This is a genomic window from Acinetobacter cumulans (assembly GCF_003024525.3).
GTDB classification, from domain to species: domain Bacteria; phylum Pseudomonadota; class Gammaproteobacteria; order Pseudomonadales; family Moraxellaceae; genus Acinetobacter; species Acinetobacter cumulans.
Genome location: NZ_CP035934.2, coordinates 194,160 through 207,004 on the forward strand (window position 1 = coordinate 194,160; position 12,845 = coordinate 207,004).

At 43.5% G+C, this 12,845-nt stretch carries 9 protein-coding genes; 6 read left to right on the forward strand and 3 right to left on the reverse strand.

The genetic code is table 11. From position 1 onward, the window contains the following. Nucleotides 1-2 precede the first annotated feature (2 nt). The 5 genes from C9E88_RS00855 to C9E88_RS00875 are packed head-to-tail and all read left to right on the forward strand — an operon-like array spanning nt 3 to nt 5,101. The gene (locus tag C9E88_RS00855) at nt 3-1,514 is read left to right on the forward strand and encodes a porin family protein (protein WP_106985288.1); all 1,512 of its coding nucleotides are present in this window, start codon (nt 3-5) and stop codon (nt 1,512-1,514) included. Nucleotides 1,515-1,543: 29 nt separating this feature from the next. Beyond that, a complete protein-coding gene (locus tag C9E88_RS00860; RefSeq protein ID WP_106985289.1) occupies nt 1,544-2,593 on the forward strand; it encodes an ABC transporter substrate-binding protein in 1,050 nt (349 codons plus the stop codon). A gap of 25 nt (nt 2,594-2,618) precedes the next feature. Further along, nucleotides 2,619-3,470: an ABC transporter permease gene (locus C9E88_RS00865; protein WP_227865831.1), complete on the forward strand. Its 852-nt coding sequence runs from the start codon at nt 2,619-2,621 to the stop codon at nt 3,468-3,470. A 14-nt stretch (nt 3,471-3,484) separates the two neighbouring features. Beyond that, the gene (locus tag C9E88_RS00870; protein WP_106985290.1) at nt 3,485-4,246 is read left to right on the forward strand and encodes an ABC transporter permease; all 762 of its coding nucleotides are present in this window, start codon (nt 3,485-3,487) and stop codon (nt 4,244-4,246) included. An 18-nt stretch (nt 4,247-4,264) separates the two neighbouring features. Next, nucleotides 4,265-5,101, forward strand: a complete 837-nt coding sequence (locus C9E88_RS00875) for an ABC transporter ATP-binding protein (protein ID WP_106985291.1) — start codon at nt 4,265-4,267, stop codon at nt 5,099-5,101. 93 nt (nt 5,102-5,194) lie between these two features. On the opposite strand, the gene C9E88_RS00880 is transcribed toward C9E88_RS00875, so the two are convergent. From C9E88_RS00880 to C9E88_RS00890, 3 genes are all read right to left on the reverse strand, one after another. Beyond that, a complete protein-coding gene (locus tag C9E88_RS00880) occupies nt 5,195-6,565 on the reverse strand; it encodes an LLM class flavin-dependent oxidoreductase (RefSeq protein ID WP_106985292.1) in 1,371 nt (456 codons plus the stop codon). 167 nt (nt 6,566-6,732) lie between these two features. After that, entirely contained in the window at nt 6,733-8,100 is a 1,368-nt protein-coding gene (locus C9E88_RS00885; protein ID WP_106985293.1) for an MATE family efflux transporter, read from the reverse strand. Between the two features lie 124 nt (nt 8,101-8,224). Continuing rightward, complete coding sequence (locus C9E88_RS00890; RefSeq protein ID WP_106985294.1) at nt 8,225-9,379, reverse strand: methionine aminotransferase; 1,155 nt, start codon at nt 9,377-9,379, stop codon at nt 8,225-8,227. Between the two features lie 200 nt (nt 9,380-9,579). Here C9E88_RS00890 and C9E88_RS00895 point away from each other — a divergent pair, with 200 nt between their 5' ends. Next, the gene (locus C9E88_RS00895; protein WP_106985338.1) at nt 9,580-12,840 is read left to right on the forward strand and encodes a type VI secretion system Vgr family protein; all 3,261 of its coding nucleotides are present in this window, start codon (nt 9,580-9,582) and stop codon (nt 12,838-12,840) included. Nucleotides 12,841-12,845: the final 5 nt, after the last annotated feature.

Below are 12,845 nucleotides of genomic sequence, written 5' to 3' on the forward strand. Positions count from 1 at the left end.
TTATGAGCCAGTCCATTATTCAACCGATACGTTTAGGTACATTTGCTTTAACGCTTTTAAGTGCAAGCATTGGCATCAGTCATGCCGAAACTGATATTGGTCAATTACAACAACAGGTTGCCCAGTTAGAGCAATCTTTAAAACAATTAAAATCAGAATTGGGTCGTATACAAGGGGGGAGCGCTACTACGCCTAAAGCGGTTTCCGCGGATGGTGCAGATGAGCTGAGTGCAACAGATGATTCAAATGCAGAAGAGGATGCCACTGGACAAAATTTTGTGACCCAAGCCGAGCTTCAAGGCCTGCAAAGTGATATTGAAAACTTTAAGTACCAAGTGCAACGTGACCGAGATACCAAAACCGCACTTTCTACTCGCCAGCTGTTAATCAATGGCGTTGTACAAGCTAAGGCATCTTATAGCGATGAAGCACAACTGGTGCAACCGCAAGGGCAAAATACCGGCGCTGCGGTCAATAACCGCCGTTCGTCATTTGACTTGGGTGCGGTGCAAATTGGCTTTGCAGGCAATCTGTTTAAAGACTATGAGCAAGGCAAAAACCTCGACTTTAATTTGCGCTTTGGTACGTCCCCACAAACGGGCACCAACAACAGTTATCTGAATCTGCTAGATGCGCAGTTAATTTATAACGCGCTTCCGACTTTAAGTGCCGATACGGGTCGTTTGAGTGTGACTTTGGGCCAGCAACTTCTGCCATTTGGCCAAGAAGTGCAAGCGACTGAAGACTTAAAACCAACCATTAATAATGCGCTGTTTAGCTTGCCGGGCTATGGCTATGGTTTAGCACTGCGTGAAGTGGGCCTGATTGTGCGTGGAGATGCCTTTCCAACCGTGGATTATGGCTATAACTACCGTTCACCAATGTTGAGTTATGCCTTTGGCTTAGTGAATGGCAATGGTGCAAACAAATCAGACGATAACGATGACAAAAACTTTATTGGCCGTCTGCGCTATACCTTGCCTGCTGAGTACAACTCATGGTTGCGTGAACTGAGCTTCGGGGTGTCGTGGTATCAGGGTAAGAGCAACTTGTTTGACACCACAGGTGCTTCAGCCGCCTTTGCAGGTAAAGGCGATGTACTGCGTAAAGGCTTTGATCTTTATTACAACCATCATCCTTTTGGGGTGACCTACGAATATGTGCAGGGTGAAGATCAAACCTTTAATCCACAATCCGCAACTGTGTATAAGCGCGAAAGTGAATCACATACTGGCACACTGTTTTGGAACTTTGGTGAGCAATTTGTTAAAGGTTTTCGCAACCAAGGGCGCTATGACGACTGGTGGCCGAAGTCTTATCAAGCCTTTTACCGTTTTGACAGCATTGACCGTGATAAGAATGCCGTCAATCAAAGCATTGATATTCATAGCTTAGGTTTAAATGCATTTTTTGCAGAAACCACGAAATTCCAAATCAATTTGAATCATGTAAATAACGAAATTAGCAATAAAACCTATAACGAGTTGGTCGCACAGCTCCAATACGGCTTCTAAATTTTTAAAAATAATGAGGAATCATCTCTATGAAAACGTGGTCTAAAATTTTATTTACTAGTGCGATTGCTGTAGCGACGCTGGTGCCTGCAGTACAGGTGTTTGCTGCTGAAGCAAAACCGACGGTAATCCGCCTTGCCTCGCCTTTAGTAGGCTCAGGCAACCGTCCTGTTGGTTATGGTAGTTACTATGCCACGACGCAAACTTTAGGTTTACTAGAAAAAGAATTCCAAAAAGATGGCATAAAAGTCCAGTGGAACAACTTTAAAGGCGCAGGCCCTGCCATTAATGAGTCTTATGCCAATGGTTTAGTAGATATTACTTGGCTTGGCGATTTGCCAGCATTAATTGGTAAAGCCAGCCGTTTAGATACCAAATTGATCGCGATTGGTGGCACACATGACAATACCTATTTGGCGGTGCCGCCAAGTTCTCAAGCCAAAACTTGGGCCGACTTAAAAGGCAAACGCATTGGCTTTTTCCGTGGTACAAGTTTGCATTTGGCGCTGTATCAAATTATTAAAAAATATGGCTTGACCGAAAAAGACTTTCGCTTTGTCAATGTGGATGGTGCGGTGGGCTATGCTGCTTTGGCCAGTGGAGATTTAGACGCTATTTTTAGTAATCAGTCTTTATTTCCTGTGGTGGACCGTGGCATTGCCAAAATTATTTATAGCTCTAAAAAAGAGCCGACCAATTTACAAAGCTCAGGCTATGTTTTGGTGAGTTCAAAGTTCGAACAAAAATATCCAGAAACAGTGCAACGAGTTGTGAATGTGCTGGTAAAGCAGGCAGCGTGGGAGTCTGAGCAGAAAAACCGTGAGGCACTCTTCAAGCTGTGGTCGAAATCGGGTCTGTCTTATAGCACCTTTGTACGTGCCAATGAAGGTGTCGATTTAAAGCAACATAGCGATCCTGTGATTGATGCTGCCAGTATTAGCTTGCTTAAGCAAAAACTCAAAGCGGGTCAGGACTTAAAACTGATTCGAGGCAACATTGATGTGGATACATGGGTTGAACCAAAGTATGTCAATAATGCGATCAAGAGCCTGAATCTGCAAAACGTATGGGGTAAATGATCACCCCGCGGGTGAAGGAGAAAAAATGATGCTCAAGGACATAGAACTGGATGCATCCAAGACTGGACTTGAGCAGGTGGCGTCACCTGCATTTAAAAACCTGTACAGTTTTGTGAAAAATAGTAGTGCTTTACGTTGGGTGATTGGGTTGATTTTCCCTGTGCTGTTGCTGTTTTTATGGCAAATCGCAGTGGAAAAAAGCTGGGTTAATCCCTTGCTCTTACCTGCACCTGATTTGGTATGGACTGCACTTAAAGATTTATACAGCAGTGGAGAGCTGTGGAGCAATTTAAAAGTCAGCCTGAGCCGTATTGGTTATGGTTTTAGTGCGGGCATTATCGTGGCTTTAGTCTTAGGCCTAACCATGGGGCTATCACGTCGAGCGGAAGCTTATATTTGGCCGACTTTTAAAATTATTAATTTAGTCCCTGTGGTGGGTTGGATTCCCTTGCTCATTTTATTGGTGGGGATTGATGAAGCCTTAAAAATTATTTTAATTGCCAAAGCTACCCTCGTACCGATGACCATTAATGTATTTAAAGGCGTACGCAATATACCGACACAGCTGAGTGAAGTTGCTGAAGTGTACCAGTTAAGCCCGTGGTCTAAATTCAAAAACCTAGTTTTACCTGGTGCATTTCTGAGTTTTATTGGTGGCTTACGCTTATCCCTTGCCAGTGCGTGGGGCACCTTGGTGGCCGTAGAGCTGTTGGCTTCAAGTGAAGGCATTGGTTACGTAATGGTGTATGGACGGCAGATTTTTCAGTTAGATGTTGTATTGGCAACAGTGATTGTCATTGGTCTGGTTGGATTCGTTTTTGATGCCTTGATTCGCTTACTGCAACGTCAGTTCAGCGGATGGAATCAACAAAGTTAAATGGAGAATGATGCATGAGAAAGTTTGATTATCGTGGTGCAGTCATTCCATTGGCTTTGCTACTGATTTGGCAATTGGTTTCGGCTTTAAATTGGGTGGATGCAGCGCTCTTACCTGCACCGAAAGCTGTGTTAGCTGTATTGATTGAGGCTGTCCAATCGGGTGAGCTGTATGAAAATGTCGGGTCGAGTTTATTACGTAATACGGCGGGATTTGTGATTGGCGGTGTGCTCGGAGCTGTGTTGGGTTTGTTATTAGGGCTCAATATTTGGTTAGACCGCATATTTTCACCCACTTTAAATGCCATTAAGCATGTGGCGATTTTTGCATGGATACCCTTAATGATTATGTGGTTTGGCAATGCTGAAAAATCGAAAGTGATTTTTATTGCATTGGTGGTGTTTTATCCCGTGTTTTTTAATACCTACGATGGGGTGAAAAATGTGCCTACTAAAGTGAAAGAAGTCGCGCTCATTTTTAAACTTAACCCTCTACAACGCTTTTTAAAAGTCATTTTACCTGCGGCCGCACCGAGTATTTTTGCAGGTTTGAATATTGCCTTGGTGTTCTCTTGGGTGGCCACAGTTGGGGCGGAATACTTTTTTATCGCCGCGCCTGGGGTAGTGAATCCAATTTTAGACGGCCAAAACCTATTTCAAATGGAAGTCGTGCTGTATGGCATGCTGATTATTGGAGCAGTCGGTCTACTGTTTTCTAAAGCTGCGCAATATTTTGAAAATTACAACCTACGCTGGCGCCAGGATGCCAATAAATAAAACAATGAGGATAGACACATGAATCAAGTCGTTAATTTTTCCAACCCAGTAGCCAGCTCAGTCAAAGGTCAGGTACAGATCCAACAGCTCAACAAGTTTTTCCCTAAAGAGGGTGAGCAATTACAAGTTTTAGAACAAATTAATTTAAATATTCAGTCAGGCGAATTTATTAGTATTGTGGGCAGCAGTGGCTGCGGTAAATCAACATTACTCCGCTTGTTGGTTGGGCTGGACGCTGAGTTTCAGGGCAAAATTTTGATTGATGGCGAGCCAGTTAAGGGCACCAGCTTAGAACGCGGTATTGTGTTTCAAGACCATCGTTTATTTCCATGGTTGAATGTCGAGCAGAACGTGGCATTGGCCCTAGAAAAGAGCACTCTATCTAAGGCAGAAAAGCAAGAGTTAATCGATTATCATCTGGAATTGGTACAGCTCAGTGGCTTTAAAAAGGCCTATCCAAGCCAGCTTTCTGGCGGGATGAGTCAACGTGTTGCGATTGCACGGAGTCTGGTTAATCGACCGCAAATTTTACTATTAGATGAGCCTTTTGGTGCATTAGATGCATTAACCCGTGCCAACTTACAGCAAGAGCTGCAACGAATTTGGCAGACTGAAAAGATCACCAGTATTTTGGTTACACACGATGTTGAAGAAGCGGTTTTACTTGGCGATCGTGTTGTGGTGATGGAACCACATCCAGGCCGTATTAAGCGTATTGTTAATGTCGATTTGGAGCGTCCACGTAAACGTGAAGATTTCCGTTTGGCGGCCATTAAAAATGACATACTACGGGACTTTCAAGATGTTACACAGCATCTGCCACATGAATTGGAGCAGTTTAAAGTGGCATGGTAAGCAGCTCTTCCAAACGTCGATAGCACATTTAAAAGCCCGCAATATGCGGGCTTTTAATACAGCGAGGATTGGTTTTTTATATTTTACGCTGGCTTAGGATGCCTGCGCTTGTTGATGCTGTATCGCATGTTGGTTTTCAGGACGTTTCAAACCCAAGTTTTCTCGCAGGGTGCTTCCTTCATATTCGGTGCGGAATAAGCCACGACGTTGTAACTCAGGCACAATCAGTTCCACAAAATCAATTAAACCTGCAGGTGTAGACGGCGGTAAAACATTAAATCCATCTGCAGCCTCATTTTCAAACCATTCCTGCAGCTGATCGACCACTTGTTCAGGTGTACCAATTAAAGTCCAATGGCCACGTGCCGAGGCAACGTATTCATATAACTGGCGAATGCTAAACTGATGCTTATGCGCAATATCAATCATCATTTGCTGACGGCTGGTGAAGTTAATTTCACTTTGCTTGAGTTCTGGGAAGGGCGCATCTAAATCGAATTGAGATAAATCAATATGGCCTGCTAGACCAGAAAGCAGTCCCAAGCCTACATCGGGATGAATCAGACTGTTTAAAAGCTGATATTTTTCCTGCGCTTCCTGTTCGGTTTTGGCTACAAATACTGAAACCCCTGGCATGATTTTCAAGTCATCGGCATGGCGGCCGTATTTGGCTAAACGCGATTTCACATCGCGGTAGAAGGCTTGCGCATCGCTCAAGTCTTGTTGCGCGGTAAAAATCACTTCGGCATATTTGGCTGCCAGCTCTCGGCCATCTTCAGACTGCCCAGCTTGTACAATAACTGGATAGCCTTGTGGTGGGCGCGGGACATTTAATGCGCCTTGAACTTGAAAAAATTTGCCACTATGCAAAGGTTCATGCAGTTTACTGGCATCAAAAAATTGTCCGCTGGTTTTGTCATATTTGAAGGCATCATCTTCCCATGAATCCCATAATTTTTGCGTGACCTGAATAAATTCATCGGCACGTTCATAGCGGATGGTTGCATCTGGGTGGGCATTTGTGCCAAAGTTACGGGCAGTGTCGGGCGAAAAAGTGGTGACCACATTCCATGCGGCGCGGCCTTTGCTAATATGGTCTAAAGAGGCATATTTTCGCGCCAGTAGATACGGCTCTTCATAGGTGGTGGATGCAGTGGCAATAAAGCCGATATGTTGGGTGACCGCGGCCAAGGCTGCAAATAAAGTCACAGGTTCAAAGCCTACGGCTTTGTCGGTATAGCCAATGCTACCTTTATGCTGGGATGCGCCGTGGCTCCAGTTGACAGAAAGGCCATCTGCAAGAAAATAAGCGTCAAATAAGCCTTGTTCTGCGGTTTTTGTCAGTTCAATTATATAATCAAGACTTAGGTGATCTTGCGGGCGGGACTGCGGATGTCGCCAGCCTGCAGCATGTTGTGAGGTTGCTGGAATAAAAGCACCCAGTTTAATTTTTCGTTGCGTCATGCGACTTCCCTTATTATTACTATCTATTGATAACAAGGGGTTATAACAAGGAATTTATAGTGTGATAAATACGATAAAATTCAATCCTTATCAAGAATATGCATGAAGCGCTGAACACTGGATTCACAAGTTTTTTAGTCAGAATAAATCCATATAGAGTAGGCGTGTTATACCAGCTTTTGTACCGCTTTCTTTTTCCAGACCAGCTGATAATACAGGCCTTGTAGAATGCAAAGACTCACAAAGGCCAGCGCATAAGCATACCAAATCCCTTTTAAGCCCCACCATTCGCTAAATAAGTAAGCACAAGGCACTTCAATCGCAATAATAGCCACAATATTAATGATCATAGGAACAGTTACCGTACCGCTGGCACGCATGATTGAGGCAAAAATTGCACTGGCACCAAAGAAGATAATCGACCACAGTACAATAAATAGCAGCTCTTGGCCCAATACCACCACCTTTGGATCGGTAATAAACAGCGCCATCAAATATTTAGAGAATAAATAGGCCAGAATCACTAAAGTGCCAGTAAAAAACAAGTTCATCCATAATGCGGTGCGTTTGACTTTATTGAGCAAATTGGCATGCCCAGCACCAATGGCTTGGGCTGCAAATATAGAGGCTGCAATCGAAATAGACAGCGCTGGGAACTGAATATAATTGAGCACCTGATTGACTGCGCCATAAGCGGCTGTGGCATCTGCGCCGTAACGGTTGACCAAACCAACAATCACCAAGCCTGCGACGGAAGTGGTGACCATTTGAATGCCCGTAGGTATGCCTAAGCGTAAAATAATTTTGCTCAGTTCTGGTTGATAGCGGATATGTCGCAATAAGGATGCGTCTAAACGTAGCGGATGTTGCTTTTTGTTTAAATAAATATATAAAAAAATTAGCGCAATCAAAAAGCCGATAGAGGTTGCAATGGCAGGGGCGATAATTCCCAGTTGAGGAAATCCGAATTTACCTGCAATCAGAATAGGGGTAATGATTAAGCCTGTACCAATGGTCATGCCTGAAGCAATCAGTGGAGTTGTACTGTCGCCAACACCACGCAAAATAGAGCTGTAAATAATATAAATAAACAGCAATGGACTTCCTGCCAGCATCCACTGTACATAGGGAATCGACAGATGCAAAACATCGGGAGCAGTACCGAGTGCAAGTAAAATATACTTCGCGCACACGACCCCGAATATAGCAATCAACGTTCCACCAGTCAGAGTCATAAACAGCGTGGTACCCACAACGCGTTGGACTTTTTCTAGATTATTTGCTCCCCATGCCTGACCGACCAACACCGTCGCACCAGAAGAAAGACCAATTACAAAAGCCATCAGACAAAACAAAATTGGGAAAAATACCGACACGGCAGCAATGGCATGCACGCCCAGCATTTGCCCAACAAAGACCGTATTCACTGTGCCAGATAGGTTTTGTAAAATATTGGTGGCAATCAGCGGAATTAGGAAAAATAAAAAAGATTTCCATAAGGTCTGTTGGCTGTCGATGGGCCGATGTTGGGACATGTGCAATCCTGTGCTGTATTTTTTTTAAACTACGGATCTAACCTTAACAGGTCTGGATTAAAAAAAGCTTATTGATCAAATAATTTCATTTGTTGTTTTGCAACCAGCAGTATTGGAGCCAAGCTTATACTTGGCTCAGAATCTCGCCTGCTTGGCGGAGTGTTTGATCCTTTTTAGCAAAGCAAAAACGAATCAAACGTAAGTCTTCAGGAGGCTGTTGGTAAAACACGGAAACAGGAATCGCCACAATTTTATGTTGTTCAGCCAAATATTGGCACATTTCGCTGTCATTCAGGTCGGGTCGAATGGCACTGTAATCGAGGTTTTGAAAATAAGTGCCCGCAGCGGGATGCCATTGAAAACGTGAGTTTTGCAGACCCGCATTAAATAAATCGCGTTTGGCCTGATAAAAGTTTGCAAGTTCTGCAATATGTTCAGGATGCGTTTGCATAAAGTTGGCCAATGCCAGTTGTATGGGGGTAACCCCGCAGAAATTGGTAAATTGATAAACCTGACGAAACAAAGTCATTAAGTTCTTGCAGGCAACACAATAGCCAGTTTTCCACCCCGTGACATGAAAAGTCTTACCAAAGGAGCCCACTACAAAACTGCGTTCACGTAATTCTGCAAAAGACAGTGCAGAATAATGCCGTTGCCCATCATAAATCAGGTGCTCGTAGACCTCATCCGACAGCACAATGATCTGTGTATCTTGAATCAAATCAATTAAGGCGAGCCAATCAGACTTTGCCCAAACTGCACCTGTAGGATTATGCGGTGTATTCACAATAATCATACGAGTTTTGGGGCCAATCGTTTGCCGTACAGCAGACCAATCGACCTCAAAGGTTGGCGCTTTTAGGTTGATGTGAATTGGTATACCACCTGCTAATTTTACACTTGGCGCATAACTGTCATAACTAGGGTCAAAAATAATCACTTCATCGCCCGCATGTACAACAGCTTGAATTGCACTAAAAATGCCTATCGTTGCACCCGGTGTGATGGTGATGTCCGTAATGGGGTCTAAGCTGATTTGATCGCGTTGCTGAAATAAGTTGACCAATTGCTCACGTAGGGCCAAAAGGCCGTCACCTGGTGCATATTGATTAAATCCATCCTGCGTGGCCTGACTTAAAGCATCTAAGAGTGCTGGTGGTGCTGGAAAGTCTGGAAAGCCTTGTGACAGGTTGAGCGCATTTAAGCGTTGTGCCAAAGCACTCATTACACTAAAAATAGTAACGCCCTGCGCAGGGAGTTTGGATTCAATCTGGATCATGCCGATGACATTGATAAATAATGAGATAGCTCAGTTTAGCAGTCTACATCTATGGCTAAAAGCGGAATTAAAGATAATCTTATGCAACGAAATGTCGTTGAATGACTGCATAAAAATGCAAAGTCATATAAAAATCACTAGACTAAAAAAAGTACATTTCTTAGAATGCGCGCATAAATAAAATGAACTCAAAAATTAAAATGCTAAAAACAATCTATTCCCTCATTGAGAATTTTGGCCTTAGTGTACAAAAGCGAGCGCTCCATATTCATTTTTCGAATGAAACACTCAATAGCCAAGTTTTTATCCAACGTATTGATGGTGAACATCGTATTAACCAAGGCCTTAGTGCGAATTTACTTTGCCTATCTACCAATGCACAAATTCCATTAAAGCAGTTTATTGGTAGTCGTGTCGCAATAGATCAAGTGACAGACTTGGGGCAACTCTACCGAACGACGGGCGTGATTACTGCAGCCAGTCAAGGGCAGAGTGATGGGGCTCTAACGGTCTATCAGTTGACTATAGAAGATGCGACAGCTTTATGGCATAAGCGCCGTAATAGCCGTGTGTTTATGAATAAAAGCGTACGTGACATTACGGAAATTTTGTTTAGTGAATGGCAACAAAAAAGTGCCTTATTTGCATCCAGCCTAAGTTTAAATTTAGATGGTCTTAGTCGTGAATACGCCGTACGACCTTTTAGTATGCAAGCCAATGAAAGCGATTATGCTTTTCTTACACGACTTTGGCGTAGTGAAGGCATTAATTGGCTCATTGATGAAAAAGAGCTGACAGTGCCAGTTTCTGCCAGCCCAATGCAAGCACAGGTCTTACGTTTGATCGACCATAATCAAATTTTTTCAGCTTTAGCACGCCAATCAATTCGCTTTCACCGCAGTCATGCGACAGAGCGTATGGATACGGTGACCAGTTTTGTCGCACAGCGTTATTTACAATCGACAGCCATACAAACACAGCGTTGGCAAGCACAGTCTTTAGCACAAGATCAGAGCCATCCACTCTTGAGTGCGCATGTTTATAGTGAACAACATGACAATGAAACCCTCAGTTTAGAGCAGGCATGGACGTTGAGTTCTGCATGGACTACTGATTTAAATGGTGAAGATCAGGCCACGCAAACAAACTCAGCACAATTAGAACAAACCAACGTACAACTGAATCAATATCAAGCATTAACGGCCAAATATTTTGTTGCGCATAGCAGTGTGCGTGATGCACAGGTGGGATATTGGTTTCGTTTAACCGATCATCCCGAAATTGATCAGCATCAGGGCTCAGATTGTGAGTTTTTAATTTTAGGCAAACAGTTTTATAACCAAAACAACTTACCTAAAGATATCGCAATCCAGCTTGAAAGCTTATTAAGCCGTAGTCGTTGGCAAGCGAAAAATGATGAACGCCAAGCCAATGAACTGTATGTGGTGCGCCGTACGATTGCGGTCGTTCCTGAATATGATCCATTACAACACCGCCCGATGGCTTATCCACAACGTGCAAAAGTGGTTGGACCTGAAGGGGAAAGTATTCATGTTGATGCTTGGGGACGTATTAAAGTCCGTTTCAACTTTACCCGAACGGATGATCATAGTCATGACGGCGGTGCAGGCAGCAATGACAATGATACCGACTCTGCTTGGGTGGATGTATTAACGCCATGGGCGGGCGAGGGTTATGGTGCACGTTTTCACCCACGGATTGGGGAAATCGTGGTAATTGACTTTTTTGAGGGAGATGTCGATCGGCCTTTTGTGGTTGGACGCATCCATGAAGCTGAGCGTCACCAGACCATGTTTGATGTCAAAGGTCAGCTACCAGATACCAAAAAGCTCAGTGGTATACGTTCGCAAGAAGTGGGCGGTAGTGGCTTTAATCAACTGCGCTTTGATGACACAACTGGGCAAATTAGTACGCAGTTACAAAGTAGCCACGCAGCAACACAGCTGAATTTAGGTAATCTGAGTCATCCTAAAGATAAAGAACAAAGCAATGGTCGTGGCGAAGGTTTTGAACTACGCACGGATGCCTTTGGTGCTGTTCGAGCGGGTCGTGGTATGTTGATTAGTACCTATGCGCAGGAAAATGCCATTGCGGACCACTTGGAAGCGGCCAAAGCGCAGACGTTGCTGAGTCAAGGTCAGGAAAGCATGAAAATGCTCAGCAGTATTGCCGTGAAGCAGCAAACAGATGCGTTGAATGTTATAGGTCGTTTGCCAAAACTGATTCAGTCCTTAGAACTTAAAAGTACTTCAGAAGCCTTAATGACAACAGTCGGTTTATTTAAAAATGACTTGGCAGAAGATCCGCTGAATGCTTTAAAAAATTGCAAAGGTTTTATTCAAGATATCGGCGCGATTACTAAAGATGTGAAAGGCACGGTAAAGCAGTTCAAAGCCTATTTTGAAGATGCTGAGGAAGCTTTTGATAATTTGAAGGGCGTGATTGAAAAGCTTGAAGAACATGGTGCCGATCAGCTGAAGGATCGGGTCGCGCAAATTAAAAAACAGCTCAAAGATGATCCACTGAAATCGTTGAAAGAAATTGGCAAAATTGTTGAAGACATCAAAATCAATCCAGATGAAATGATCATTGGCGGTGGCTTTGGCAAGCCAGAAATTTTTACGCCAACAAAGGCCTTAGCGCATGTGAAAGGCTTTATGGAGAGCTATAGCCAGAATTTAGAAAGTTCTTCAGACCCAAAACAGCAGGAACAGGGCAAGCTGTTTAGGCAAGCTTTAATGTTGTTGGCTTCACCCAACGGCATTGCAATGACTACACCTGAAGATATTGTCATGCAGGCTTCGCAGGATATTGCTGAGAGTGCACAAGGTTCAGTGAATGTGAGTGCACAAAAAAATATTGTGCATCATGCGCAAGATAAAATAAGCCTATTTGCGGCGCAAAAAGGCTTAAGTGCTTATGCGGCTAAGGGCAAAGTCGAGTTGCAGGCACAGGATGATGCGATTGAGGCGATAGCCCGTAAAGTGATTAAGCTTATTTCCACTGAAGATAAAATTGAATTGACCAGTCCAAAAGAAATAGTGCTGACGGCAGGCGGTTCACAGTTAAAAATTAATGGCGATGGCATATTTGCTATAACAGGCGGTAAGTTTGAGAGTAAGGCGGGACAGCATAGTTTTGTGGGGGGGAGTAAAGTCAGTTATGAAGTGCCTCAGCTGCCGAATGCTTCGATTTATAGTAATAGATTAGATGTGTATGACTTATTTTGGCAGAGTGATTTTAGCCAGCTTAGTTTCAAAGCTTTTATACCTGAGACGAACGCAGTGATCAGCGGTGGGATTGATGAGCATGGTCGAACTGGAAAGATTTCAACGGCTGATCCTTCAAAGGTTCAAATCTTAGTAGGTATGGATGATGAATGGGGGTTAAGTATTGATGGTTATGATGTAGATGAACTCATTGATCAAAATAATAATTAAGGTAT

Bases quoted from the DNA above. Each gene is read 5' to 3' on its own strand.
- C9E88_RS00855 (WP_106985288.1), top strand. From the start codon at position 3: ATGAGCCAGTCCATTATTCAACCGATACGTTTAGGTACATTTGCTTTA.
- C9E88_RS00860 (WP_106985289.1), top strand. From the start codon at position 1,544: ATGAAAACGTGGTCTAAAATTTTATTTACTAGTGCGATTGCTGTAGCG.
- C9E88_RS00865 (WP_227865831.1), top strand. From the start codon at position 2,619: ATGATGCTCAAGGACATAGAACTGGATGCATCCAAGACTGGACTTGAG.
- C9E88_RS00870 (WP_106985290.1), top strand. From the start codon at position 3,485: ATGAGAAAGTTTGATTATCGTGGTGCAGTCATTCCATTGGCTTTGCTA.
- C9E88_RS00875 (WP_106985291.1), top strand. From the start codon at position 4,265: ATGAATCAAGTCGTTAATTTTTCCAACCCAGTAGCCAGCTCAGTCAAA.
- C9E88_RS00880 (WP_106985292.1), bottom strand. From the start codon at position 6,565: ATGACGCAACGAAAAATTAAACTGGGTGCTTTTATTCCAGCAACCTCA.
- C9E88_RS00885 (WP_106985293.1), bottom strand. From the start codon at position 8,100: ATGTCCCAACATCGGCCCATCGACAGCCAACAGACCTTATGGAAATCT.
- C9E88_RS00890 (WP_106985294.1), bottom strand. From the start codon at position 9,379: ATGATCCAGATTGAATCCAAACTCCCTGCGCAGGGCGTTACTATTTTT.
- C9E88_RS00895 (WP_106985338.1), top strand. From the start codon at position 9,580: ATGCTAAAAACAATCTATTCCCTCATTGAGAATTTTGGCCTTAGTGTA.